Consider the following 23,404-nt stretch of genomic DNA (forward strand, 5'->3'; position numbering starts at 1 on the left):
GGGGCTCAGCCTGCCTCCAGCTTCGACCGGTCACTGCGATAACCGGCGGCGGGTCCTTCCTCCCGCACGGATCCATCAGCGCCTCGTGGCGCACGCGACTTCTCATCGACGCAGAACACCAGGGCCCGCTCGGGCGGGTCCAGGTAAAGGCCGACGACATCGTGGACCTTGTCGACGAAGTACGGATCGGTCGACAGCTTGAAGGTCTCCGAGCGGTGCGGCTGCAGGCCGAACGCCCGCCAGATCCGTGACACCGACGACTGGGAGAGGCCCATCTCTTTCGCCATCGACCGCGTCGATCCAGTGCGTTGCGTTCTTCGGAGTGGATTCCAGCGTCTTGGTGACTACCGCGGCGACCTGCTCGTCCGTCACGGTCCTGGGGCCGCCCGGACGCGGCATGTCACCCAGACCGGCGATCCGGTACTGCACGAACCGGGCCCGCCAGCGGCCCACTGCATGGGGTGTGGGACCGAGTTGAGCAGCCACATCCTTATTCGAGGCGCCCTCGGCACAGGCCAGGATGATCCGACACCGCAATGCCCATGCCTGTGGCGTGGAACGTCGCCGCACCCACTCCTCGAGTGCGGCCCGTTCCTCGTCCGACAGTGTCAACTCGGCCTTCGGCCGCCCCGTCCGTGCCATACAGCAAGCTTATACATCTGAACAGAATTCCCGACTCAGAACACTAGTAGGGCTTGGTCATGTTGGTGCGGGGTCTGGCATGTCGCGGTGACAGGTGGGGCAGGCGCCGGTCCAGGTCGCGATGAGTATCTGCAGATCGCGGACGACTTGGTAGAGGCTCAGGCCGACGCCGTCTCTTTTGGGGATCGGGTCAGTCGCTGAAGGGTGCAGAAGGCGTGGGCAACCGAGACGAGGGTGACGTGGTGGTGCCAGCCTGGCCAGGTGCGGCCTTCGAAGTGGGCCAGGCCCAGGGCCTGTTTCATCTCGCGGTAGTCGTTCTCGATGCGCCAGCGGAGCTTCGCGGTGCGTACGAGGACGGGCAACGGGGTGGTCTCGGGCAGGTTGGAGAGCGTGGGTCGCTCGGCGGACAATGACCGCATGACGCTGACGATTTGGGTCGATGACTGGCAGATGCAGTGCTGCGGAGAGAGCTTCGCGCCAGGAGATGTTGTCTCGTGGACCCTGCTGGAGGTCGATCCGGAGGACTACGCCGACGTCGTCGGTAGCGAACGTGCGGCTGAGATCGACTTTTGCGAGGAGCATCACGGCCAGGGGGAGGGGCACGCGCCCACCTCGGTGGAGGTGGTGTCGATCGTCGAGGTGCACTGCCGTTACGGGGTACCCCCGGGCGCCACGGACAAGGTGAACTACCCCGTTCCGGGCACGACCGTACTGGTACCGGTTGAGAAGGCGGACGGGTGGGCGAAGGCCAGGCCGGACGTGAGCTTCGCGGGCTACCTGGTGACCGCCCGGCGTGTCACAGAGCTGCCGGAAGGTGCAGTTGCTCGCGGCCAATGAGGGAGTCGGCGGACGCGTGCCAGATGCGTGCCAGATCGAGCGGTCAACCACGGTCACTGGAAGATCGCTGCGGCGTCCATAGCTCGTGACAGCCGTCCCAGCGGGCAGAGGGGCTGAGCTGCCATGACGGGTCAGCTGCGGGTGCCAGGCTTACAAAGCAGATGTCGGCGGTTCGAAACCGTCCGCGCCCACCAGCCAGAACTCCCCCGCAGCGAGCTGCTGCGGGGGAGCCCTGCATCCCCTGTGATGCGCTCGAACGAACGGCTGAGGTTCCTCGGCTCGATCGTGCGACCGTTGCGAGTCGACCCTGCGCTCCCGTTCCATCCCCTTCCTCCGCTGGAGCACCGCACGACGCCTCTGCCCGCCTGGTCTGGTCATCGAGCACCGAGCCTCGCAACTCCCAGGCAACAGGGCTGTTTCGAAGACCGACGCTGATCTCGTTGTCGAGGTGCCTGTTGTCGCTTCGCCCCCGTTCCGGTGAGCAAGTTCCGTCCCTGACTGTGCAGATCGCCCGGGCGAGCAACCCGGTGGGCACGACGGCGTTATGGGTACGTGACCGCCTCGACGGACTGTGGCGCGACGAGGACATCAGCGGGATCGACACGATTCGCGTGGACGGCGGCTACGCGGGATGGGGGCGCCGCCCCCGAGGGTGAACGGCGCCCGGCCGGTGCGGATCCGGTCAGGACGCCGGGGTCTTCCACAGGTACACGACACCGTCGGAGCTCGTCGTGGCGACCTGCGTGCCGTCGGGGCTGAACGCCAGGGTCCGGACGTTCCAGTTGTTGCCGACCAGCCGGTACGTCAGCTTGTTCTCGGCCATGTCCCAGAGCCGGACCACATCGCCGTCGAACACGGCGAGGGTGGAGCCGCGAGGGCTGTACTCCACGCTCTGGACCGGCACGCTGGTCGTCTCGTCAACGCTGCCCGTGGCACGGCCGTCGGACGCGTTCCACAGCTCGACCCGTCGGTTCTCGGCGGCGGTGGCGATGGTTTTGCCGTCGGCGCTGTACGAGACGCCGTAGATTTCCTCGGCGCGGAAGAGCTCCTTGCGCGCCTTGTGCCGGGCCACGTCCCAGAGCTGCACGGTCCACTCGGAACTGGAACCCTGATCGTGGGAGTAGCCCACGGTGGCCACAGTCCTGCCGTCCCGGCTGAAGGCCACCTGCCGCGCCCACATGTCGTCGTCGAGAACGGCGACCCGTTTGCCCAGATCCGAGCCGGTCCTTGCGTGCCAGAGCTGCGCACCGCCCTCGCTCGCGGTGGCCAGAAGCCGGCCGTCGGGACTGAACGCCACACTGTCGAGGGAGTCCGAATCCTCGTCGGTCGTGGTGATGGAGGCGACTTGCCGCCGCCCGGCAACGTCCCACAGCGTGACGACGTTCCCGGCCGTTCCGGCGGCGAGCAGCCGGCCGTCGGGACTGAAGGCGACCGTGGTCACCGCCCCCGGGGTGCCGCCGGGCGCCGTCCGCGGGCCGAGCCGCGCGCGCACCTTGCGCCCGGCCACGTCCCACAGCCTCACCGTGCCGTCCCCGGCACCCGTTGCGAGGGTGGCGCCGTCGGGACTGAACGCCACGCCTTCCGGCCCCTTGCCCCGGGGGTAACCCCCGAGCGTGGCAGCCGGTTTCAACTCGGTGGGTGTGTCGCGGTCGGAGGAGTTGCCGGGCAGCAGCACGGCGACCAGTACGGTGACCACGGCCAGCACCCCGATGCCGCCCACCAGCGCGGGCACCGACATCGCCGGTGTTTCCGTGAGCGGTGCGGGCTGCGCCGAACCCCCCTGCCTGGACCCGGGATTCCGCGCCTGCGGCGCCGCGGGCGCGGTGGCGGCGTTGTGGAAGTCCGGTGCAGGGTCGACGACGGTCCGCTGCGGCGGTACGGCGGGGTCCGGCCGGTCGGGGCCGTCGGTACGGCACAGGCGGATGATCTCGGCCAGGCCCGGCCGTTCCGCCGGATCCTTCGCCAGGCAGCGGGCGGCCACGGTCCGAACGGGCTCGGGGCAGCCGTCGAGATCCGGCGCCTGTTCGAGGATGCGGTACAGCACACTGTGCCCGGTGCCGCCGAACGCGGGTCGCGCTGTGGCAGCGTACGCGGCGATGGCGCCGAGCGCGAAGATGTCGACGGCCCCGGTGAGGCTCTCGCCCCTGATGTATTCGGGCGCCATATAGCCGGGCGTCCCGGCCAGCATGCCCGTACTCGTCACCGATGTGACGTCCGCGGCCCGGGCGATCCCGAAGTCGATGACCTTGGGGCCGTCGGCGCTGAGGAGGATGTTGGAGGGCTTCAGATCGCGGTGGATCACCCCGGCCGCGTGGATGGACTGCAGTGCCTCGGCCACCTGCGCCGTCAGCGCCAGCACCGCCTCCACCGCCAGCGGCCCCCGCGCGGCCACCGCGTCGTGCAGGGCCGGCCCGGGGACGTACGCCGTAGCCAGCCACGGTTCGTCGGTGCCCAGATCCGCGTCGACGACCGGCACGGTGTAGAGGCCCTGCACCCGCCGGGCCGCGGACACCTCCTGCTCGAACCGCTTACGGAACGACGCGTCGGCCGCGTACTCGCGGTGCACGACCTTGACCGCCACCGCGCTGCCGGCCGGGGTGCGCGCCAGGTAGACCCGGCCCATGCCGCCCGAACCGAGCAGGCCCTCCAGCCGGTACGGGCCCGCGGTGACCGGATCGCCGGATCCCAGCGGGCGGACCGGCGGTGGATCGGTCGGCCACCCCGGGGCGCCGGCCAGGTGCGGAACCGCGCGCGGGCCATGGTCCGGTTGGGACATGCCGACTGTCACCCCTAGCTGGTAGCTGGTCGTGCCTGCGCCACGCGGGCAGCTGCCTCGTACGAGGACACGGCACAACGCGCCCCCACCGTACGGAACCTGGCGCTCCATCGAGGCCCGTGCTGGTTCGAGCGTCAGCGTAATGGAGCCCCGGCCGGGGCGTCTGTTCCGGTCCTGTCACAAGCGGCGGTCCGACGACGGCCGCGGCCCGGCCGCCCGGACCCGTACTACTGAGGTTGAACTCGTGGTGTCGTAGGGGCCGGCGGCTTGTCGCCCGTGCGGTGTCACCGGTGCATGCGGTATCCACAAGGGGGCGGGCTGACCGCCGGACGGCAGCAACGGGCGCGGTCAGTCATGGGCGCGGTCAGTCAGGGGCGTGGTCACTCACGGTCGGGACGCTGTTCGAGCATGCGGTCCAGGCGACTGACGGCCTCGCGCTGGGTGCCCTGGATGACGTGGGTCGTCAGCCGGCCGCCTTGGCGACGATGCGCTCCATCTCGTGTGGGCCGAAAGCCCGCAGAGTCGTGGAACGGACGTTGCCCACCTCACCGAGCTGCAGGAGTGCTGCCGTGGCGGTTTCGTCGTCGGGCGCCTCGACGATGGCCACGAGGTCGTACGGACCGACGGTCCAGTAGATGCTCAGGAGCTTCGCCCCGAGCTTCTGTAGTGCTGATTCGAAGGCCTCCGCGCGCTCTGCGGTGTCCTTGTAGTTTCGGAGCCCTTGATCGGTCCAGCTCAGCAAGGTGACGTATGTCGGCATGTTCTTTCACCTTCACGAGGAGACATATCGTGAGGTCAAGCCTGGACATCCGGGCTGGAACCTGCACGAGATACGCACCCGAACGAGCAATACGAGCGACCATAAGCATCGAGGGGCAGGCCGGCATCCGCGCCTGACATGAACGGCAGCGGACACCAACGGTCGCCGCGGTTCTCTGCGGAGCAGACGCAGTCGTACAGCCCCTTCCCGACTACCACCGCGCCGCCTGAAACCGGACACACCAGCCTCAGGAGATCCACATGTCCTCGCAGTTGTCCACCCCGGAAGAGAGGCTCGCCGACGCGAAGGCCCGCCTCGGTATCCCGCCGATCGTCGTGATCTGCGGCTCCACCAGGTTCATGGACGCCATGGGCGACGCCGACCGTGAACTCACCGCCGCCGGCCACATCGTCGTGAAGCCCGGCTGCAACATGAAGGAACCGCACTCGCTGTGGGCGACCGAGGAGCTGGCCGGGCCGCTCAAGGCCCGGCTCGACGACCTGCACCGGGCGAAGATCCGGCTCGCCGACGAGGTGCTCGTGGTCGGGGACTACATCGGCGACTCCACCCGCGCGGAAATCGCCTACGCCCGCGAGCTGGGCAAGCCGGTCCGGTTCACCCACCCCGGGGTCGACCTCGACTCCGAGGAGAGGGGCCGGTGACCCCGTCGGCCGCAGGTGTGCCGGCGCGCGCCCTCACGTCTCCACGGTGCGGACGCACTGAGCACCCGGCCCCGGACCGGCCCCGGCCCCGGACGTGCTGACCGACGCCCTCACGTCTCCACGGTGCCGGCGTTCTCCTCCGATACGGCCCGGTCGATCGCGGTCTCGACCGCGGCCACGACGGTCGCGGTGTCCGCGCCCTTGCCGAGCTGTCCGGCGAGGGCCGTGATCGCGGCAGTCTGGGCGGCCAGCCGCTTGTCCATGGACCGGATGCGGACCTGCATGTCCTTCAGGATCGACTGCGCCTGCCAGGTCGGGTTCGTCTTGTGGTCCGCCGCGTCCGCCGGGCCGGCGATCGCGTCCGTCTTCCAGACGGCGTCGAAGATGTCCTTCTTGGTGATACCTGCCATGGGGTCCTCCTCATTCGGGTTCCAGCTCGCGGGGTGCTTCAGCCGCTCGGCCACATCGGAGCGGAGTCCGGCCATGGTGAAGCCGCGGGGGTCGACCTTGTCCGCGCTCCACTCCAGGTGGCCGATCACGCTTTTCGCCGACCATCCATGAGCCCGGCACAGCGCGGCCTGGACGCGGACGATCGCCTGGTACTGCGCCTTGGGCCAGGGGTCCTTGCCGTCACCGAGGTTCTCGCACTCCCAGCCGTAGAAGCGCGCGTTGCCGTCGATTCCGTTCGCGTTGCCCTTCGTGGGCGGGGTCGGGCGGGTGCCGTAGGACTCTGCGATGACCTGCTCCAGCACACGCGGGTCGCCACCGCCGGCGTGGTTGGCGCGGCCCCAGCCGACCATGTGCACCCGGCCGTCCTTCGCGATCATCCCGTGGCACAGGGGGCCCGGCAGGTCTGCGTACCCGTCACGGACCATGGCAACCGTGGACGCGGTGCCCTTCGTGACCGTGTGGTGCACGATCGACCCGTGGACCGGACCCCACGGCCCCTTCGAGTTCCGGTTGTGTGTACGCCAGTTGCCGACTTCGACGATGCGCACGCCTTCCGCCCGCAAGGCGGATGTGACCTGCGCGGCAGTCAGGGGCTTTGCCATGTGGTTCTTCCTTTCACCCTGAGGTGTACGCGACGTACCGGGACGTGCCCTCAAGCCTGTTGGTGACTCCGTCGGCCGACTTCACCTTCTCCACCCGGAAGTACGGACCACGTCACGTCGAACCCGCCGCCGCGACCGTGTACTTCGTGCCCTTCGTCGATGTCCGCGTGCACGCCGGCCGTTCCGGATCGACGACTGGCTCGCAGGAGTTCCATACCCCTGCCACGATCGCCGGACTCGGCCGTGCGGCCGGCAACGTGTACGCCCTGCCGGTTACGCACACGCAACTCGCCCTTTTCGTCCGGCTGCTGGCGGCGGGCTCTTCGGATGCGCCGTCGGCGGCGGCCCGGATGACGGGCGGTGGGGCCGGGGTGACAGCCGCTCCCGCGGGCACCGCTACCCCGACGATCGTCAGGGGAGGTCCCTGTCGTTCGGCCCGGGCCTCCCGCTCTCCCCGCTCCTAGGTTCGCTTCTCATGAAACGAGAAAACGGAACCGGAACCGGAAGAAACAGGACCCGGAACGGGCGGCCGCTGCTCGCCTGCGCCGTCCTGGGGGCGGGTGCGGCCGCTGTCGTGGGGCTCGCACCCGGCGGATTGGGCAAGGACGAAGCCGTGGAGGTGACGGGGGGTGCCTCCGCGTCCGCCTATCGTTCGCTGACCGGGGCGGTGGCCGACGGCCCGTCCTGGATGGGGCCGCTGCTGGAGGCGGCCACCGAGGGCACCCTGGTGGCTCTCGGGCTGCTGCTGGTGTGGGTCTGGTGGAGCGGTGTACGGCACGGGGACACCCGGCTCTCCGCCGGTACAGTGCTCGCCGGCGTCGGCACCGTGGTGGCGTACGCCGTCAGCGAGGCGGTGAAGCTGGTGGTGGACGAGGAGCGGCCCTGCCGGGCTCTGCACAGTGCCGCGGAGACCGTCGCCGAGTGCCCGGCCCTCGGCGACTGGTCCTTCCCGAGCAACCACGCCACCCTGGCCGCGGGCCTCGGGGTGGGCCTGGCCGTGCTGCGGCCCCGCCTCGCCGCGGTCACCCTGCCGCTGGCCGGGGCGGCCGCACTGCTGCGCGTCCTCGTAGGGGTGCACTACCCGCACGACGTGCTGGCCGGTGCGGTCCTCGGGGGCTCGGTGGTCACAGCCGTGCTGCTCGCCTTCCTGCCGCTCGCCCGGACGGCGGCGTCAGCGATCGCGGGGCGGCTGCGCAGGCGCGACGATTCCGGCCTCGTGGGCGACGACCGCCGCGGCGGCGCGATTGTCCACGCCCAGCCGGGCCAGGATGGAACTCACATGCGCCTTGACCGTCCCTTCCACCACATGGAGCCGCCGGGCGATCTGTCCGTTGGACAGCCCGCTGCCGAGGAAGGAGAGCACGTCGCGTTCCCGGCCGGTCAGCCCGCGGACCCGTTCTCGGGCGGCGGTACGGCGACCGGCCACGGCGCCCGCGCCCGTCGCCGAGAGATGGGCGACGACCCGCGCCGCGACCTTCGGTGACAGATAGGCGGCGCCGTCGGCCACCGCGCGGACCCCCGCGATCAGCTCCTCGGGCTCGCCCGACTTGATCAGGAAGCCGGCGGCGCCGCCGCCGAGCGCCTGGAGGATGTAGTCGTCCTCGCCGAAGGTCGTCAGCATCACGACCCCGGTCTCCGGCACGGTGCGCCGGATCTCGGCCGCCGCCTCGATGCCGTTCATCCCCGGCATCCGGATGTCGAGCACGGCGACGGCCGGGCGATGGCGGCGGACCAGTTCGACGGCGTCGTGCCCGTCGGCGGCCTCGGCGACCACGTCGATGCCCGGGTCGGTGGACAGAACCGAGCACACGCCCTTGCGGATCATCGGTTCGTCGTCGGCGATCAGTACCCGGATCACCGGCTGCTCACCGTTCCTCCACAACACGGCGCACCTGTGGGGTCAGGGCCTCCTTGGACATCAGCCTGCCGTCGCGGAAACAGAGCTGGTAGGCGTCCCCGGACCGGTCGTCGAAACGGTCCGCCGACATCGCGTAGTACTCGCACGTGGTGCCTTGTCCCTTCGGTTCCCCGGCCACCGGCCGCTGGGTGGTCTGGCGCTCGGGCAGCAGCCGTCGCACCGCGTTCTGATCCTGTCCCACCCGCACCCGGGCGTAGTCGCCCGGGTCGAGTACGGACTGCTGGGCCGAGTAGATGTCCCAGCCCATGAGAGCGGCACTCAGCATCGCCCATGCCACCGGGGGCAGCACGATCGCGGTCGCCAGTGCCCGGCGGGCCAGGCTGCGGGCGTGCCGGTGTTCCGGGGGCAGTGCCGGGACTGCCGTCCGCGGCGCGGTGACCGGACGGAGGGCGGTTGGGGTGTGCGGAATCCGCGCGGTGACCGCGAAGCCGCCCGCGTACGGTCCGTACTCGAACGTGCCGCCCGCCAGCCGCACCCGCTCATCGAGCCCGATCAGTCCCCGCCCCGTGCCCGGTACGCCCTCCGGGCCGCCCCGCGCGGGCGAGGGCCCGTTCCGCACCCGGACCGTCGTCTCCTCGGCCGCGTGTGTCACCCCTACGGTCACCCGCGCGTGCGGCGCGTGCTTGGCCGCATTGGTCAGGGACTCCTGGACGACCCGGTGGGCGGCGCGTGCCGCCGGCCGGGGCAGGGCGTCGCCGTCGCCGTCGATCCGCAGTTCGACGGCGAGACCGGCGGCCGCGGCCTCGTCGACCAGCCGGGGAATGCCCGTGCCGGGCGTACGCGGCGGCTCGTCGTCCGCTTCCTCGCGCAGGATGCCGATCACCTCGCCGAGCCGCTCCACCGAGGCGGCCGCCCGGGTCCGGATCTCCCCGGCCGCGGCCCTGTGGGCCTCGTCGAGTCCGGGGGCGAGCTTCAGGGCGCCCGCCGACAGGGCGATGAGACTGAGGTCGTGCCCGAGGACGTCGTGCATGTCCTGGGCGATCCGGGCCCGCTCCCGGGACCGTGCCTGCGCGGCGACGAGCTGCTGTTCGCGCTCCAGCCGGCCGGCCCGCTCCCAGCCCGCCCGGACGAGCTCCTGGTACTGGCGCCAGAAGCGTCCGGCGAACCAGGGCAGCATCGCGGCCATCGCCACCACGGCGACGTACCGCCCCGCCATCAGCAGCCAGGAGGGCACCAGGGCCACCGCCACCACCCCGCCCGCGACGACAGCCACGAGCACGAGGACCGTGGGACCGGTCCTTCCCGGCTCCCGGCCGGCGAAAAAGGCCGCCGCGGCCGCGGGCAGGGCCCACCACATGCTGACGGCACTCAACCCGACACAGACCGCCGCGGCAACGGTCAGAAGAGTCCCCGGGCCGATGGCCCGCCGGGCCGCACCGCTGATCATCGCTCTGTCCATCCGGACGACGGTACGCAGCCCGGGACGGTCCGGGCACTGCCGAAAGTCACCGTTCCTAGCCAGTGTGCATGAGTGGGTCCTGGACCCAGTCATGTGTGCTGGGCGCGTCCCGAACGGTGTTGGATGCGCTGGGTTGCCGCTTTTTCGTCCCGTTCGGCAGCACGTCTTTGGGGGCGTGGTCCGTGGCGGGTGGGCGGGTTCCCTCACGTCCTCGGGTGCCTGGCCTGGCCTGGGTGGTCCGATGCCCCGCACGATCTCTCCGGTCGTGTGGGGGCGGTGCCGTCCGACGCCGGACCGGGTGTCCGAGGGCGCGTCGTCCGATCGCGATGCCGGCGGCATCGTGACGGGACATCTTTCGTTTGGGGGTGGTCAGTGGTTTCTGCCAGTGCTGGGCCCCCCACATGCTGGTGTAGGCGGGGTCGACCGCGACGATGCTCAGGCCCTGTCCGGCGGCCATGGAGACCAGCCGGGCCCTGAGCTTGCCGGTCGGGATGCCGGAGATCAGCTGCCTGAACCGTTTCCTGCGGCCGTGCTTCTCCCGGGTCTTCTCGGCGGTGAAGTCGAGGTCCTCGATGGCGATCGCGCCCGCACCGGTTTGCTTGGCCCAGTGCAGGAGCTGGGTCAGGGCGTGGCGGATCTGGGCATCGCGGTGAGTAGCGGTGCCGGACAGGTCGTAGAAGAAGCGCCGGGGCTCGCCGGTGGGGTTGCCGTGTGGGTCGAGGTGGTAGGCGGCGAAGTGGTCGGCGTTGGTGTCGACGCCGACCATGCCCCGGGCGCGGGCGGTGGCCAGCGGGATCGTCTGGACGGCGGGGCGTTGCCAGGACGCGGTGAGGTACCAGCGGCCACGGCCGGTGTCGAGGTGGATGCGGTAGGCGACGGCCCGGTTCGCGGTGATGCGGTCGGTCCACTCCACGCCCCGGTGCGCAAACCTTACGGTCGAGGCGAGGGTGTACCGGCCGTGTTTGGCGTTGGCGAGGTGGGAGAGCGGGGCGGGCAGCTTGATGCTGATCTCGCCGTCCGGGGTGACGCGGATCGTCTCGTTCCCGAACCGTTTGCCCGACTCACCGTCCGCGGCAAGAAACCAGCGCTCCGCCTCCCAGCGCTCCCGCCACTGCTCCTCGGTCAGCCGGGCCTGGGTGAGGTGGTGGCGGGTGTAGAGGAGGCGTTTGCCGCCCCGCACGACCCGGACGCGTCCGGCCTGCCGGTCACGGACCGCAGCACCATGCCGGGCTTCCAGCGCCGCGAGACGGCGGGACTTGTGGAACCACTCACCCCTGGACCGGTAACCACCCGGGGCCCGCTTCGTTCCCGGCGCGCCGATAGGGAGGGACAGGCGGTGCCGCAGCGTCCCGATCCCGGCCTCCAGCGTCTGGACGTGCGCCGCCTGGCAACGCCGCGCCAGCGCCCACTGATCATGCGTGGCCTTGGTGATCGCACCGGCGATCCGCGACGACGACACCCCTGTCAGGTCCCGCTTGCGTGACGCCCAGGTCTGCGCACTGTGCTCCAGTCCACCCGCACAACGGGCCTTCAGATCGCGGGAAGCCAGACGGCCCTGGTGCTCACCGACCGCACGCAGAACCTCCTCGTCCCGGGGCGTGAGGTGCTTGAGACGGTCCCGGACCGCCACCCCGCACGGCCCGGCCACCACGAACGGCGCCGCCAACTCCCGCACACCACTCACCACAACCCCCCCTCCCTCAAGGCCGGACACCCGCCACCCAGCCCAACGAGCACCAGCCGCCAAGGTCACCCATTCGACCCCAGAACCCCCGTTCCCACCCCACGAAACCCACCGTCAGGACCCACTCCTGCTCACCACAACTCACTTCAACGCAGCACACCAACAGCAGTCCACACCCCTGTGAGATCTCTTTCAGGAGGCCGGGGTCTGTTCGCGCCAGCCCCTCGAAGCCATCGGCGCGTGCTGTGAAGTCGTCGGCATGTGCTGCTGAGCGATCGGTAGGTGTTGCGAAGCCGTCGGTGTGCGTCGCGAAGGCACCGGCGTGCGACGCGTCGACTGCTTCACGGGGTGGGGCGCACCGCAGATGATGTGCCCCGTCGACCGTGGCGGACTCGGCGCTCGGCCGGTTCAGGCGTTGGGACGCTTGCCGTGATTGGCCTTCTTCTTCTTGCGGCCACGACGCTTGTTTCCTCGCTTGGCCATGCTGAACTCTCCCTCATTTATGACTTTTCGGGCGTCCGTCAGTCTAGATTCGGCCCGTCGCGGCCGCATCATCGTCGTGTCGCCGGGCGATCACCCCGGCGGCCGGGCGCGCAGCGCCTCGGGGAACCGGGTGCGGTCCGGTGCCGGATCGTCCGGGGAAGGCAGGGCGTCGTCCGGGGAAGTTCCCGGGCGGGACGACGTGCAGGGTCGCGAAGGTGCCGTGGTTTCCGGCACCGTGGTCCGGGCGCGGCTGTTCTTCGGCGCGCCACCCGTATGGGCGCGTCCGGGTGGTTGCCCGGGAAGGTCCCGCGCAGGGTCGGTTCTGTCGTGCAGTCCCGCTCCGGTCAGGAAGTTCCCATGGCACACACAGCGTCCACGCCCGGCCCGGCCCGTCCCGCCGCCCCGGGGGACCTCAACCCCTGGGCGGCCGGCGGGATCATGTTCGCCGGCGTGCTGCTTCTCGTCGACGGTGTCCTCGGCGTCGTCAAGGGCATCTCCGGCCTCGCCTCCGACGACGTCTACGCGCATGTCAGGAACTACACGTTCAAGTTCGATGTGAGCTCATGGGGATGGATCCACCTCCTTCTCGGCATCGTGCTCGGATGCGTCGGCTGGGGCGTCCTCAAAGGTGCGGCCTGGGCCCGTGCCACGGGTGTGGTGATCGCCGCGATCAGCCTGATCGTCAACTTCGTCTGGCTCCCGTATCAGCCGATCTGGGCGATCGTTTCCGTCGCCATCGACGGGTTCGTGATCTGGGCCCTGTGCACGGAGCCTTCGAAGGCCGTCATCTGAGGCGCATCGGCGTACGGGCGCACGGGCCGTACGGGCGTAGGGGCGTACGGACTCGACCGGGCCCTCGCGGACGGAGTCGCGGTCCGTGCCGGGCCCTCATCGCGCCTCCGCCGTGAGTGAGCAAGTGAGCAGGCGTGTGAGGGAGAGGACTGCGGTGTCGGACGAGAACACGGAAGAACACGTCGCTCTTGCCGCCGAGGCGTACGTCTACGGCAGCCCGCTGGTCCATGGCCTGTCGGCGGCCGAGGACTTGATGCAGACGGGCTCCGGCTCGCTGCCGCCCGCCCCCTTCAACCACTTCGCGTATTCCGGCCGGCCGGAGCCCCCCGACGCGCGCTTCGCGTCGGTCGGGGACGACGACACGGTCCACTCCCTCGCCCACCTCGACCTTTCCGGCGGCCCGGTCCTCCTCCATGTCCCCGATACGGACGGCGCGTACTACGTGCTGCAGTTCGTGGACGCCTGGACCAACAACTTCGCGTACGTCGGTCACCGTGCCACCGGTACGGAGGCCGGTGACTGGCTCGTCGTACCGCCGGGCTGGGCGGACAGTGTGCCCGACGGGGTGCGGGGGGTGATCGACGCGCCGACCTCCGTCGTCTCCGTCATCGGCCGTGGCGCCTGCGACGGTCCCGACGACATGGGGCGGGTCCGCGCGCTTCAGGCGCAGCTCGCCCTCGCGCACGTCGAGCCGGGTCTCCACCGTACGGGTCTGCCGGCGCCCGATCCCGATGTGCCGGAGTCGCTGAGGTTCTTCGAACGGCTCAGGGTGTGGATGGCCGACTTCCCGCCGTCCACGGCCGACCAGGCGTATCAGGACCGGTTCCAGCCGTTGGGGCTGCTGGAGGAGGGGCCGTCGCCGTACGTGTCCGCCGAGCCCGGCCTCGTACACGCACTGACCGAGGGCCTGGCACGGGGCAGGGCGCGGGTGGAGGGGGCGGGCGGGCCCTCGGCGGTGGACGGCGGCTGGGAGATGGATCCGCATCTCTTCGACTACGCCCTCGACCGGCACGGCGTCGGGACCATCGACTCCCCGCAGTGGCGGATCGCGGACCGGGAGGCCTCCTACCTGGCCAGGGCGGTGGCGGCACGGAACGCGCTGTGGGGGAGTCATGGCTACGAGGCGGTGTACGCCCGCACTTGCCGCGACGCCGACGGTGCGCGCCTGAACGGTGCCCACGCGTATGTGCTGCGCTTCGAGCGGCAGCCGCCGGTCGGGGCGTTCTGGTCCCTGACCACGTACGGCACGCGGGACCACCGCACGGTCGAGAACCGGGCCGCGCGGTATTCGATCGGCGACCGCACCGCGGGCCTCGTGCACGACGCGGACGGTTCGCTGACGATTCACCTCGGGAGGGAGCGGCCGGCCGGCCCGGTCGCGGACGCGAACCGGCTGCCCGTGCCGGACGGGGAGTTCCGGGTGGTGCTCAGGCTCTATGAACCGGGGCCGGAGATCCTCGACGGTGCGTACGAGATCCCCGCCGTTGAACGGAGCACTGAGCGGTGAGGTGGTGAGCGGTGAGCGGTGAGCGGTGAGCGGTGAGCGGTGAGCGGTGAGGGGGCATGGGGTGCCATGGGGCGCCGTGAGGTGCCGTGAGATGCATGGGGCGACGTGATGCGTGGCGATGTGGGGTGTGGTGGGGCGCGGGTGAGGCCGTCGCCAGAAGATCGCCTCGGCCGTTGTCAGTGGCTCGGGTCACACTGGGGGCATGTGCCGCAGCATCAAGACCCTTCGCCCGCCCGCCCTCCCCGAAGAGGCCACTGAGGAGGAGATCCGGGCCGCCGCCCTGCAGTTCGTACGCAAGGTGTCCGGCTTCCGTGCCCCGGCCGCGCACAATCAGGAGGTGTTCGACCGGGCCGTCGACGAGATAGCCGAGGCGACCGCCGGACTGCTGGACGGTCTGGAGATACGGGGCGCCGTCAGGACGCCGTAGTGACCGTCGCGTGCGCCGCCGCCTGTGCGGCCGCCGCGGCGGCCGGGCGGCGCATGACGTACGCGGCGAGGGCACCCGCCACGAACAGGGCGAGGACCGAGACGGCCGTGGCCACCCAGGTCGCGCCGAGCCACTGGCCACCGAAGTAGCCGAGGCTCACGCTGTAGCCGGCCCAGGCCACGCCCGCCAGGGCCGACCAGGGCAGGAATTCCTTCACCTTGCGATGCGCGGCGCCCGCGCCCAGCGAGACGACCGAGCGGCCGGCCGGGGCGAAGCGGGCAATGATGACGAGGATGCCGCCACCCCGGGCGAGGGCGGCGCCGAGGCGTTCCTGTGCCGAGGTGAGACGGCGGGAGCGGGCGATGGCCCGGTCCAGACGTTCACCGCCGCGCCAGGCCAGCCGATAGGCGACCAGGTCGCCGGCAACCGACGCGGCGGCCGCGCACAGGACCAGCGCGATGAGCGAGGGTGCCTCGGACACCTGCTCGGCGGCGCTCGTCGCGGAGGCCGCGCCCGCGACGGTCGTCGAACCGGCGGCGACTGCCGTGGCGGCGGTGATCACCAGGACTCCGCTGGGCAGCACGGGCAGGAAGACGTCCAGGAGCACCGAGAGGGCGACCACGGCGTAGATCCATGAGCTGCCGGCCAGCGCACCCACACTCTCAAGCACCTACTACTCCCCGATCCGGAACAACGCCGCGACGTCGCAGGGGAGCGGCAGGAGCGGCAGGGCCAGCTGTACAGCGTACGCCCGACACTGATCGGGTGATCCATAAATACGGACGATGTTGGGAAGCTCACGTACGCCCGGAAATGGGAAGACAGGGTTCCGTTCGTATGTGAGGAACGGCCCGCTGTGAGGAACGGCCCGCACGGGCCGGCCCGTGAGCGGAAGGGCCGGTCCGTGCAGGCCGGGCCGTTGAGGCCGTCGGGCCGTCAGACCGTCACGGCCGGTGCCTGCTCACGTGCGCGGTCCTCGCCGCGCTCCGCGCCGCCCCGGCTGAACAGCCGGTCCAGGGCCAGTGCGCCGGGGCCGGTGAAGACCAGCAGGAGGAACGCCCAGCAGAAGACGGCCGAGGGCTCACCGCCGTTCTGCAGCGGGAAGAGCGCCTCGGGCTGGTGGACCTTGAAGTACGCGTACGCCATGGAGCCGGAGGAGATCAGGGCTGCGGCACGGGTGCCCAGGCCGAGCATCACCAGGCTGCCGCCGATGAGCTGGATGACCGCCGCGTACCAGCCGGGCCAGGTGCCGGCGGGTATGGAGCCGCCGCCCATCGCGCCACCGAGGACGCCGAAGAGCGAGGCGGCGCCGTGGCAGGCGAAGAGCAGACCTACGACGATCCGGAACAGGCCGAGAGCGTAGGGCTGAGCGTGATTCAAGCGTGCGTGCATGAGGGGAGGGCTCCTTCGGTCTGGTGGGGACGTGAACCGATTGAGTGCCCCAGATTAGGGAAACCTCACCAATGCTTGCAAGTTCAAACATCCTGTCCACTGTCCGAAAACCGTCCCGCGATTGTCGGTCGGGGATCGGCCCGGCACCGCCCCGAGCTGCGCACCTTCCTTCGCCGCTCTGGCCTGAACCAATGGCAGCGCAGGTTTCCGGCCACGAGGGAGGTGGGTGTCAAGAGCTGATTGTCGCGACGGAAGCCGGCCCCGAGCGGTCCCGGCGGCCGCGTCGTGCGGTTGTGGCCGCCGCGTCGGGCGGGCGTGGGCAGGGTGCGCAGGTCAGATCGAGGGTGCGGGCGGACCCGTCGGCCTCCCGCGGCGCCGCGCCGTGTGTCACCGCTCCGTGCCGGAGGCGGGCGGCGGTGGCAGTGGCGGCGGCGGAGTGCCGGCCGGGGGAGGAGATGTGCGGCCCGGGGCCGGGTGAGGGGCGCCCCGCGTGCCCGCTGCGCCTCATCGGCGTCGAGCGCCGCCCGCCGCCGTTCTCCGGGCCTGCCGCCGGCGCGGGTCCTCCTCGCCGGCGGCCGGACTCGGCCGAAAACGCGCCCCGCCACGCCCTCGCCGCGCCGTCCCGGAATGCGCGTACGGAGCCGTGCGGGGTGCACGGCTCCGTGGGGTGCGGAACGGCGGGGAGGGGGTGCGGAGGGTTCAGCAGTTGTTGAGGACGGACTGCAGGGCGCTCTTCTCGGCCGAGTCGACGGTCAGGTCGTAGTAGTGCTTCACATGGACCCAGGCGCGGGCGTACGTGCACTGGTAGGCGGTGCGCGGGGGCAGCCACTTGGCCGGGTCCTTGTCGCCCTTGGCCTGGTTGACGTTGTCCGTGACCGCGATGAGCTGAGGCCGGGTCAGGTCGTTCGCGTACGCCTGGCGCTGGGCGGTGGTCCAGCTGCTGGCGCCCGACCGCCAGGCCTCGGCGAGCGGGACCATGTGGTCGATGTCCAGGTCGGAGGCGGCGGTCCAGGTGGCGCCGTCGTACTCCGAATACCAACTGCCGCTGACAGTCGCGCAGTTGGAGTCCTGTGTGACATTCGTGCCGTCCCGCTCAAGGACGACCTCGCGGGTGTTGCAGGCGCCCGACTGGGTGATCCAGTGCGGGAACTTGTCGCGGCTGTAGCCGGTCGACGAGCCTTCCGCGGAGACGGTCAGCTCGCTCAGATAGGTGCGGGCGGTCGACGCGGAGACTGGGGTGGGCATGGCCGCCTGGGCGGTGGGGGCGGTGAGCAGTCCGGTGGATGCGGCGAGTGCGGCGGATGCGGCGACGACGGCGATGCGACGCGCGTAGACACCTGACATGCGAACTCCCTTGACATGGGGGGACATTGGACGGGTGACCCGTGGGGCCCGGCCATCGTGGCGGCGCCAGGTTTCCGTGGGGTGGGCGCCAGGTAACAGAGTGGCGACATGGGCACGTCACATCAAGGGTTCTGACCGACAGGGCCGGAGTGTGGGGGCGTACGTCCGCATCTGCGCGGGCGTACGTGCTGATGCACCGGCAATTCGCCGGTGCGGTGGCTCGGTTCGTGCCTGTGGTCCGAGCCGGACCGGCCGTAGGGTTGCGGTGTGCTGCTTCCGGTCGACACCACGCTCGGGGTTGTCCTCGCCCTGCTGCTCGCGGCGGCGGCCACCGTCGCCGCCCTGGCCTCGCTGGGCCGGTCGCGCGAGATCCTGCTGGCCGGACTGCGGGCCGCGGCTCAGCTCGCCGCGGTTTCCCTGCTCATCGGCTGGGTGGTCCGCTCGCTGCCGCCGCTGCTCGCGTTCCTCGCGCTGATGTACGCCGTGGCGGTATGGACCGCGGGCCGCCGGGTCACCCGCAACCGCACCTGGTGGTGGGCGGCCCTGCCGATCGGGGCGGGGGTCGGGCCGGTGGTCGCCCTGCTGCTGCTCACCGGACTCGTCCGGGCCCGGGGCGTCGCCCTGATCCCGGTGGCCGGAATCCTCATCGGGGGTGCGCTGACCGCGACCGTGCTCGCCGGGCGGCGGGCGCTGGACGAGTTGACGACCCGGCGCGGGGAGGTGGAGGCGGGGATGGCGCTCGGGTTGCTCGACCGTGACGCGAGACTGGAGATCGCCCGTCCGGCGGCGGCGGACGCGCTGTTGCCGGGGCTCGACCAGACGCGGACGGTGGGGCTCGTCACGTTGCCGGGCGCCTTCGTGGGCATGTTGCTGGGCGGCGCCTCACCGGTCCAGGCGGGGGCCGTGCAGCTGTTCGTGCTGGTGGCGTTGATGGCCGTACAGGCGGTGGCGGTGACGGTCGTGCTCGAACTGGTGGCACGGGGGCGGCTGCACCGGGACCCGGGGCCGCCGGAGCGACGGCCCGATGCCGGCCGCCGGCAGCCGGGGGACAGCCCTTAGGCGACCCTTAGGCGTATTGCCCGGGAGGCCGGATCACGCCGGGCTCGTCGGGGCGGCCCTTACGCGCCGATGTGCAGCCGGATCGTTCCGTCGGTCGCTGCTTCCACCCGGAGCCGCGTCAGGTCCTCGACGTGTGCGTCGGGGGAGAGCGCCGCGGCTCGCGGGCCGACGCCCACGACGCGCATGCCCGCTGCCCGGCCCGCCGCGATGCCCGCCTCCGAGTCCTCGAAGACGACGCAGTCCGCCGGGGCGAAGCCCAGCTCGGCCGCTCCCTTGAGGAAGCCCTCGGGGTCCGGCTTGCTGGCGCCGACGCTCTCGGCGGTGACGCGGGTGGCGGGCATCCGCAGTCCGGACGCGGTCATCCGGGTCCGGGCCAGCGCCTCGTCGGCCGAGGTGACCAGGGCGTGCGGGAGCGCGGCGATCGCGTCCATGAAGGCGGGTGCGCCGGCGACCGGCACGACGCCGTCGGTGTCGGCGGTCTCCTCGGCGAGCATCACCCGGTTGTCCGCGTAGTTCTGCTCCATCGGGCGGTCCGGAAGGAGCACCGCCATCGTGGCGTACCCCTGCCGGCCGTGAACCACCTTGAGCGCGGCCTCCGGGTCCAGCCCCTCCCGCAGTGCCCAGCGCCGCCAGCAGCGTTCCACGACGGCGTCGGAGTTCACGAGGGTTCCGTCCATGTCGAGGAGAAGTGCACGGGCGGTGAGAACGGTGGCCGGCATGGGCGGGCTCCAGGGCGCGGGGGAGGCGAGGACGCGGGAAGGGCAGGAAGGCGCGGCAAAGAGAACAAGCAGCCTCGCTCGCCGGTCAGGGGGTGGCGAGCGGAGGCTACTTTGTTCCTTCACGATACAAAAACCTGTCCGGGAATGCCAATCCGGGGCGTACGGGGCGGGGGCGCCGTCCAGGGAAGACGCCCCGTACGCCGCCGCCCCGGAAGGTGCCCCCGTACGCCGTTGCCCCCAGGGAGCGCCCGTATGCCGTTGCCCCCAGGGAGCGCCCCGTACGCCGCCGCCTCACGTCGCGTTGAGAGCCACCGTCGGGTGGAGGCGGGAGGCGCGGATCGCCGGATAGAGGCCCGCGACCACGCCGATCAGGAGGGTGGCGGCCAGGCCGCCCGCCAGCGACCAGGGCGGGACCACCGCCGTCCACCCCTGGACCCGCGCGAAGCCGTACGTCGCCGCCGCGCCCAGCAGTGCGCCCGCTGCCCCGCCCAGCGCCGACAGCAGCAGCGACTCGGTCAGGAACTGGAGCCGGATCGCGTTGCGGGTCGCGCCCAGTGAGCGGCGCAGGCCGATCTCCTGGCGGCGCTCCAGGACGGAGATGACCATGGTGTTGGCGACGCCCACCCCGCCGACCAGCAGGGCCACCGCGCCCAGACCGAGCATCAGGGTCGTCAGGCCCTCGTCGGTGGCGGCCTTGGCGGCCAGCGCGTCCGAAGGACGCGAGACCTTGACGCCCGCCTCGTCGCCCGGGCTGATGGTGCGGGCCAGCACTGCCCGCACGTCCTCCACCGAGGCGTCCGTGGAACGCTCGAAGATGGTGGTGGGGTGGCCGTCGAAGCCGAAGTAGCGTTCGGCGGCGGGGAATCCGACCATGGCCACCCGGTCCAGGGTGGGCACCAGCTCGATCGGCTTGAGTATGCCGACGACGACCACGCGGGTGTCGTTCATCATGATCGTCTCGCCGGTGCGGGTGATGCCCAGGCGCTCGGCCGCCACCGCACCGAGGACCGTGGTCGGGAGGCGTTCACCGGCCGGGTCGAGCCAGGCGCCTTTGTCGACCTCGCCGCCGAGTGCGGACAGCAGGTCGAGACGGGCCGCCTGCGTAGTGACGCCTGCGGTGCGTTCCTCGGGGACGACGTCGCTGCGGCGGATCCGCGCGTCGACATCGGCAGTGGCCGTGGCGTGCAGCACCGGGCCGACGCGTTCGACCATCGCGACCGCGTTCTTGGGCAGTTTGATCTCCTGTCCCATGGCGTCCTTGCCCGCCTCGGCGGTGAGGAGGTTGGTGCCGAGGCGGTCGAGCCGGGCCATCAGGTCCGCGCGGCTCGACTCGGACAGGCCGACGACCGCGACCATGGTCGCGATGCCGATGGCGATGCCGAGCGCCGAGAGCACCACGCGCGCACGGCGCGCGCGAAGGCCGACCGCACCGACGCGGAGGACATCGCGGGGGGAGAGGCGGGCCGGCCTGAGGTCGTTCCTCATGAACCGGCCTCTTCCGTACGGGAGTCGGTGCGCGCGCCGGAACGCGAGTCCGAGACGATCTCGCCGTCCCTGAAGCGGACCCGGCGCGGCAGCGAGTCCGCGATCTCGTTGTCGTGGGTGATCACACAGATGGTGGTGCCGGACGCGTTCAGCTCGTGCAGCAGCTCCATGACGATCTCGCCGGACGCGGTGTCCAGCGCCCCGGTCGGTTCGTCCGCCAGCAGCAGCCGGGGCTCCCCCACCAGGGCACGGGCGATGGCCACGCGCTGTTTCTCGCCGCCGGACAGCTCGTTCGGCGTGTGCGAGTAGCGGTGGTCCAGCCGCACCTGGGCGAGCGCTTCCCGCGCCCGCGCCCGCCGTTGCCTCAGCGGTACGCCCGCGTACAGCAGCCCGTCGGCGACGTTGTCCACCGCGTCGCGCCCCGCTGCCAGATGGAAGTGCTGGAACACGAAGCCGATGTGGCGGGCGCGCAGTGCGGAGAGCCGGGAGTCGGAGAGTGCGGACACGTCGTACCCGGCGACCCGGACGGTGCCCGTGGTGGGCTTGTCGAGGGTGCCCATGACGTTGAGCATCGTGGACTTGCCGGAGCCGGACGGGCCGACGACGGCGAGCAGTTCACCCTCCTCGACGGTGAGGTTCACTCCGCGCAGGGCGTGGACGCCGCCGGGGTAGGACTTGGTGGCGTCCCGCAGTTCGATCACCGGGGCGGACGTCATGACTTCGCCACTCCGACCTTCAGGCCCTCGCGCACGTCCGGGCCGCTGACCTCGATCAGCCCGTCGGCGGTCATGCCCGTCTCCACCCGCACCATCGTCGAGGTGGTGCCCCGGACGACCTGGAGGCCGTAACCACCGTTCACGCCCCGCAGCGCGACGACCGCCTCGACGGGGACCACGAGGACCCCCTTGCGCGCCTCGCTGACGAACTTCACGCTCGCCGACACCTTGGTGTCCTCGCCGGACGCGGCCTTCACCCCGCCGTCCAGGGCGACCTCGACGATGATGCCGTCCTGCGCGTCGGCACCGCCCTCGGCGGCGGAGCCCTCCGGGCGTACCGTCCCGGTGACATCGCCGGCCACGGTCTTCCCGCTCGGCAGGGTGACCTCGACCTTGGTCCCGCGCGCGGTCAGCGGGCCGTCGGTCTGGTCGAGTTGCGCCCGTACAACGGGCTTGGTGGAGCCGACCGTCAGGACCGGCGTGTCCGGGCCCACCTGGTCGGCGAGCGCCGCGTCGGCGGAGACCACCTTGACCGGGCCGGGCTGGAAGACGACGTCGCCCCGGCCGACCCTGCCGGTGGTTTCACGGTTCAGGGACTTCTGCCACCGCTTGACGGCGGCCTCGGTGTCCGTGTCGTACCGCGTGTCGACGTACAGGTGCGCCCCGTACCCCAAGTCGCGCAGACCGCGCTCCAGTTCGAGTACGTCGCTGCCCCGGTCGCCCACCTTCATCTCGCGGAACATCGGGACCGGTCCGTAGAGAAGGGTGACGGGCTTGTCGTTCAGTTCGTACAGGGCCTGTCCCAGGGTCAGTGTCTTCCCTTCGGAAGCGGCCACCGTGACGGTGCCCTCGACGGCGGACTTGACCGTGCGGCGCTGGGCGAAGTCGAGCTTGCCGTCGACCGTCTTGGACTGCACGAGGTCGGTGCGCCGGACGGTCGCGGTGGCGGGTGGCAGGTCGCCGTCCCGGCCGGAGGCGCCCGCATCGCCGCGGCCGTTTCCGAGGAACAGGACGCCCCCGGTGACGGCCGCGGCGACGGCCACCGCGCCGAGCGCGAGGTGGGTGGTGCGGCGCTTCACTGCATGCCGTCCAGGCCGTCGAGCAGCTTCGTCCTGCACGCCTCGCGGGCCTGCTTGTACGCCGGCGAGTTCGAGTCGATGGACGTGGACGCCGGGTTGGGGTCACCGCCCGGCTGGGCGATGCCACCGCTCATGGTCGGATTGGTGAACTTGGAGACGCCGTTGTCCCGCATGCATTTGGCGTGCGCGAGCATCGACTCGTAGTCCTTCTGCTGGTCCCGCTTGGGCTCGGCCGCCATGGCGGCCTGCAACTCGTCGACGCAGACGCCGCCCTTGCCGCCCTTGATACCTGCGTTGGCGCCGGGCCGGGCGCCGATCTCGTTGATCTTGTCCCAGTCGAGGTGCCCGCTGAGCCTGGGGTCGGGGAAGTCCTTGTAGCCGCCCTTGGCGCGCATGCACTGGACGTACTTCATCTGGGCGTCGTAGAACTCGCTCTTGCCCGCGGCCTGGCCGCCCGGGCTCTTCCCGTCCTTCTTGGCGCTCTCGGCGGGCGCTTGCGGTACGTCGGCGATCGCGTCGTCCTTCTTCGTCCCGCCGGCACTGTCGTCCCCGCCGCCGCAGGCGACGGAGAGGGCGAGCACGGGCACGGCCACAAAGGCGGCCAGGCGCAGCCGGGTGGTGGCTCGGGGGTTCGTCCTGATGAGGAGTTTCATGCGCCTCACGTTCGCCGC

Annotated in this window: 24 protein-coding genes and 3 pseudogenes; 9 read left to right on the plus strand and 18 right to left on the minus strand. The window is 71.2% G+C overall.

The window, feature by feature from the left end; all coding sequences use genetic code 11:
- Nucleotides 1-92: 92 nt before the first annotated feature.
- A pseudogene (locus ACF08M_RS36370) lies at nucleotides 93-642 on the minus strand (IS630 family transposase); the annotation flags it as partial.
- 158 nt (nucleotides 643-800) lie between these two features.
- Nucleotides 801-1,046, minus strand: a pseudogene (locus tag ACF08M_RS36375) (transposase); the annotation flags it as partial.
- A gap of 13 nt (nucleotides 1,047-1,059) precedes the next feature.
- Here ACF08M_RS36375 and ACF08M_RS36380 point away from each other — a divergent pair.
- Together ACF08M_RS36380 and ACF08M_RS36385 are read left to right on the plus strand one after the other, a co-directional pair.
- The gene (locus ACF08M_RS36380; protein ID WP_392189570.1) at nucleotides 1,060-1,479 is read left to right on the plus strand and encodes a DUF6578 domain-containing protein; all 420 of its coding nucleotides are present in this window, start codon (nucleotides 1,060-1,062) and stop codon (nucleotides 1,477-1,479) included.
- A gap of 500 nt (nucleotides 1,480-1,979) precedes the next feature.
- On the plus strand, nucleotides 1,980-2,135 hold the full coding sequence (locus ACF08M_RS36385) for a hypothetical protein (RefSeq protein WP_392189571.1): 156 nt from the start codon (nucleotides 1,980-1,982) through the stop codon (nucleotides 2,133-2,135).
- A 26-nt stretch (nucleotides 2,136-2,161) separates the two neighbouring features.
- Here ACF08M_RS36385 and ACF08M_RS36390 read toward each other — a convergent pair whose 3' ends face one another.
- Both ACF08M_RS36390 and ACF08M_RS36395 read right to left on the minus strand, forming a co-directional pair.
- Nucleotides 2,162-4,255: a WD40 repeat domain-containing serine/threonine protein kinase gene (locus tag ACF08M_RS36390; protein WP_392189572.1), complete on the minus strand. Its 2,094-nt coding sequence runs from the start codon at nucleotides 4,253-4,255 to the stop codon at nucleotides 2,162-2,164.
- Between the two features lie 463 nt (nucleotides 4,256-4,718).
- Nucleotides 4,719-5,015, minus strand: a complete 297-nt coding sequence (locus ACF08M_RS36395; RefSeq protein ID WP_392189573.1) for a GYD domain-containing protein — start codon at nucleotides 5,013-5,015, stop codon at nucleotides 4,719-4,721.
- 260 nt (nucleotides 5,016-5,275) lie between these two features.
- Between ACF08M_RS36395 and ACF08M_RS36400 the strand changes: the two genes are divergently transcribed.
- The gene (locus ACF08M_RS36400) at nucleotides 5,276-5,677 is read left to right on the plus strand and encodes a hypothetical protein (RefSeq protein WP_392189574.1); all 402 of its coding nucleotides are present in this window, start codon (nucleotides 5,276-5,278) and stop codon (nucleotides 5,675-5,677) included.
- Between the two features lie 110 nt (nucleotides 5,678-5,787).
- Here ACF08M_RS36400 and ACF08M_RS36405 read toward each other — a convergent pair whose 3' ends face one another.
- Complete coding sequence (locus ACF08M_RS36405) at nucleotides 5,788-6,729, minus strand: N-acetylmuramoyl-L-alanine amidase (RefSeq protein ID WP_392189575.1); 942 nt, start codon at nucleotides 6,727-6,729, stop codon at nucleotides 5,788-5,790.
- 59 nt (nucleotides 6,730-6,788) lie between these two features.
- Here ACF08M_RS36405 and ACF08M_RS36410 point away from each other — a divergent pair, with 59 nt between their 5' ends.
- On the plus strand, nucleotides 6,789-7,193 hold the full coding sequence (locus ACF08M_RS36410) for a hypothetical protein (RefSeq protein ID WP_392189576.1): 405 nt from the start codon (nucleotides 6,789-6,791) through the stop codon (nucleotides 7,191-7,193).
- Between the two features lie 181 nt (nucleotides 7,194-7,374).
- Here the strand turns inward: ACF08M_RS36410 and ACF08M_RS36415 are convergent, their stop codons facing one another.
- Nucleotides 7,375-7,686, minus strand: a complete 312-nt coding sequence (locus tag ACF08M_RS36415) for a hypothetical protein (protein WP_392189618.1) — start codon at nucleotides 7,684-7,686, stop codon at nucleotides 7,375-7,377.
- Between ACF08M_RS36415 and ACF08M_RS36420 the strand changes: the two are divergent.
- Nucleotides 7,595-7,813: pseudogene (locus tag ACF08M_RS36420) on the plus strand (phosphatase PAP2 family protein); the annotation flags it as partial. The gene ACF08M_RS36415 and the pseudogene ACF08M_RS36420 sit on opposite strands and share 92 nt — an antisense overlap.
- 87 nt (nucleotides 7,814-7,900) lie before the next feature.
- Here the strand turns inward: ACF08M_RS36420 and ACF08M_RS36425 are convergent.
- The 4 genes from ACF08M_RS36425 to ACF08M_RS36440 form a co-directional block, all read right to left on the minus strand.
- Nucleotides 7,901-8,554, minus strand: coding sequence for a response regulator (locus ACF08M_RS36425; RefSeq protein ID WP_392189615.1), 654 nt, complete (start codon nucleotides 8,552-8,554; stop codon nucleotides 7,901-7,903).
- 40 nt (nucleotides 8,555-8,594) lie between these two features.
- A complete protein-coding gene (locus ACF08M_RS36430; RefSeq protein ID WP_392189577.1) occupies nucleotides 8,595-10,046 on the minus strand; it encodes a sensor histidine kinase in 1,452 nt (483 codons plus the stop codon).
- 55 nt (nucleotides 10,047-10,101) lie between these two features.
- Entirely contained in the window at nucleotides 10,102-11,730 is a 1,629-nt protein-coding gene (locus ACF08M_RS36435) for an IS200/IS605 family accessory protein TnpB-related protein (protein ID WP_392189616.1), read from the minus strand.
- 408 nt (nucleotides 11,731-12,138) lie between these two features.
- Entirely contained in the window at nucleotides 12,139-12,213 is a 75-nt protein-coding gene (locus ACF08M_RS36440) for a 50S ribosomal protein bL37 (protein ID WP_099504217.1), read from the minus strand.
- Between the two features lie 357 nt (nucleotides 12,214-12,570).
- On the opposite strand from ACF08M_RS36440, the gene ACF08M_RS36445 reads away from it, so the two are divergent.
- The 3 genes from ACF08M_RS36445 to ACF08M_RS36455 all read left to right on the plus strand — a co-directional run bounded on the left by ACF08M_RS36445 (nucleotide 12,571) and on the right by ACF08M_RS36455 (nucleotide 14,939).
- Entirely contained in the window at nucleotides 12,571-13,005 is a 435-nt protein-coding gene (locus ACF08M_RS36445; RefSeq protein ID WP_392189578.1) for a hypothetical protein, read from the plus strand.
- Nucleotides 13,006-13,159: 154 nt separating this feature from the next.
- Nucleotides 13,160-14,512 carry a DUF1254 domain-containing protein gene (locus ACF08M_RS36450; RefSeq protein WP_392189579.1) on the plus strand — a complete coding sequence of 451 codons (1,353 nt, stop codon included), beginning with the start codon at nucleotides 13,160-13,162 and terminating at the stop codon, nucleotides 14,510-14,512.
- Between the two features lie 202 nt (nucleotides 14,513-14,714).
- Nucleotides 14,715-14,939: a DUF2277 domain-containing protein gene (locus ACF08M_RS36455; protein ID WP_392189580.1), complete on the plus strand. Its 225-nt coding sequence runs from the start codon at nucleotides 14,715-14,717 to the stop codon at nucleotides 14,937-14,939.
- On the opposite strand, the gene ACF08M_RS36460 is transcribed toward ACF08M_RS36455, so the two are convergent.
- The 3 genes from ACF08M_RS36460 to ACF08M_RS36470 form a co-directional block, all read right to left on the minus strand.
- Nucleotides 14,926-15,609: a DedA family protein gene (locus ACF08M_RS36460; RefSeq protein WP_392189581.1), complete on the minus strand. Its 684-nt coding sequence runs from the start codon at nucleotides 15,607-15,609 to the stop codon at nucleotides 14,926-14,928. The genes ACF08M_RS36455 and ACF08M_RS36460 overlap by 14 nt on opposite strands.
- Nucleotides 15,610-15,875: 266 nt before the next feature.
- Complete coding sequence (locus tag ACF08M_RS36465; RefSeq protein WP_392189582.1) at nucleotides 15,876-16,331, minus strand: DoxX family protein; 456 nt, start codon at nucleotides 16,329-16,331, stop codon at nucleotides 15,876-15,878.
- 699 nt (nucleotides 16,332-17,030) lie between these two features.
- On the minus strand, nucleotides 17,031-17,675 hold the full coding sequence (locus tag ACF08M_RS36470; protein ID WP_392189583.1) for an HNH endonuclease family protein: 645 nt from the start codon (nucleotides 17,673-17,675) through the stop codon (nucleotides 17,031-17,033).
- Between the two features lie 267 nt (nucleotides 17,676-17,942).
- Between ACF08M_RS36470 and ACF08M_RS36475 the strand changes: the two genes are divergently transcribed.
- Nucleotides 17,943-18,734 (plus strand): ABC transporter permease, encoded by a 792-nt coding sequence (locus ACF08M_RS36475; protein WP_392189584.1) that lies wholly within the window; start codon nucleotides 17,943-17,945, stop codon nucleotides 18,732-18,734.
- A 59-nt stretch (nucleotides 18,735-18,793) separates the two neighbouring features.
- On the opposite strand, the gene ACF08M_RS36480 is transcribed toward ACF08M_RS36475, so the two are convergent.
- The 5 genes from ACF08M_RS36480 to ACF08M_RS36500 all read right to left on the minus strand — a co-directional run bounded on the left by ACF08M_RS36480 (nucleotide 18,794) and on the right by ACF08M_RS36500 (nucleotide 23,386).
- Nucleotides 18,794-19,453, minus strand: coding sequence for an HAD-IA family hydrolase (locus tag ACF08M_RS36480; protein ID WP_392189585.1), 660 nt, complete (start codon nucleotides 19,451-19,453; stop codon nucleotides 18,794-18,796).
- Between the two features lie 291 nt (nucleotides 19,454-19,744).
- Complete coding sequence (locus tag ACF08M_RS36485; RefSeq protein WP_392189586.1) at nucleotides 19,745-20,938, minus strand: ABC transporter permease; 1,194 nt, start codon at nucleotides 20,936-20,938, stop codon at nucleotides 19,745-19,747.
- Nucleotides 20,935-21,654 carry an ABC transporter ATP-binding protein gene (locus ACF08M_RS36490; protein ID WP_392189587.1) on the minus strand — a complete coding sequence of 240 codons (720 nt, stop codon included), beginning with the start codon at nucleotides 21,652-21,654 and terminating at the stop codon, nucleotides 20,935-20,937. The genes ACF08M_RS36485 and ACF08M_RS36490 overlap by 4 nt, the downstream gene beginning before the upstream one ends.
- Nucleotides 21,651-22,733, minus strand: coding sequence for a peptidoglycan-binding protein (locus ACF08M_RS36495; RefSeq protein WP_392189588.1), 1,083 nt, complete (start codon nucleotides 22,731-22,733; stop codon nucleotides 21,651-21,653). Before ACF08M_RS36495 ends, ACF08M_RS36490 begins: the two co-directional genes overlap by 4 nt.
- Nucleotides 22,730-23,386, minus strand: coding sequence for a hypothetical protein (locus ACF08M_RS36500; RefSeq protein WP_392189589.1), 657 nt, complete (start codon nucleotides 23,384-23,386; stop codon nucleotides 22,730-22,732). Before ACF08M_RS36500 ends, ACF08M_RS36495 begins: the two co-directional genes overlap by 4 nt.
- Nucleotides 23,387-23,404: the final 18 nt, after the last annotated feature.

It is taken from the genome of Streptomyces sp. NPDC015032, assembly GCF_043080425.1.
Classification (GTDB): Bacteria; Actinomycetota; Actinomycetes; order Streptomycetales; family Streptomycetaceae; genus Streptomyces.

Bases quoted from the DNA above. Each gene is read 5' to 3' on its own strand.
- ACF08M_RS36485 (WP_392189586.1), bottom strand. From the start codon at position 20,938: ATGAGGAACGACCTCAGGCCGGCCCGCCTCTCCCCCCGCGATGTCCTC.
- ACF08M_RS36480 (WP_392189585.1), bottom strand. From the start codon at position 19,453: ATGCCGGCCACCGTTCTCACCGCCCGTGCACTTCTCCTCGACATGGAC.
- ACF08M_RS36445 (WP_392189578.1), top strand. From the start codon at position 12,571: ATGGCACACACAGCGTCCACGCCCGGCCCGGCCCGTCCCGCCGCCCCG.
- ACF08M_RS36490 (WP_392189587.1), bottom strand. From the start codon at position 21,654: ATGACGTCCGCCCCGGTGATCGAACTGCGGGACGCCACCAAGTCCTAC.
- ACF08M_RS36455 (WP_392189580.1), top strand. From the start codon at position 14,715: ATGTGCCGCAGCATCAAGACCCTTCGCCCGCCCGCCCTCCCCGAAGAG.
- ACF08M_RS36470 (WP_392189583.1), bottom strand. From the start codon at position 17,675: ATGTCAGGTGTCTACGCGCGTCGCATCGCCGTCGTCGCCGCATCCGCC.
- ACF08M_RS36430 (WP_392189577.1), bottom strand. From the start codon at position 10,046: ATGGACAGAGCGATGATCAGCGGTGCGGCCCGGCGGGCCATCGGCCCG.
- ACF08M_RS36400 (WP_392189574.1), top strand. From the start codon at position 5,276: ATGTCCTCGCAGTTGTCCACCCCGGAAGAGAGGCTCGCCGACGCGAAG.
- ACF08M_RS36380 (WP_392189570.1), top strand. From the start codon at position 1,060: ATGACGCTGACGATTTGGGTCGATGACTGGCAGATGCAGTGCTGCGGA.
- ACF08M_RS36405 (WP_392189575.1), bottom strand. From the start codon at position 6,729: ATGGCAAAGCCCCTGACTGCCGCGCAGGTCACATCCGCCTTGCGGGCG.
- ACF08M_RS36395 (WP_392189573.1), bottom strand. From the start codon at position 5,015: ATGCCGACATACGTCACCTTGCTGAGCTGGACCGATCAAGGGCTCCGA.
- ACF08M_RS36500 (WP_392189589.1), bottom strand. From the start codon at position 23,386: ATGAAACTCCTCATCAGGACGAACCCCCGAGCCACCACCCGGCTGCGC.
- ACF08M_RS36465 (WP_392189582.1), bottom strand. From the start codon at position 16,331: ATGCACGCACGCTTGAATCACGCTCAGCCCTACGCTCTCGGCCTGTTC.
- ACF08M_RS36425 (WP_392189615.1), bottom strand. From the start codon at position 8,554: ATGATCCGCAAGGGCGTGTGCTCGGTTCTGTCCACCGACCCGGGCATC.
- ACF08M_RS36390 (WP_392189572.1), bottom strand. From the start codon at position 4,255: ATGTCCCAACCGGACCATGGCCCGCGCGCGGTTCCGCACCTGGCCGGC.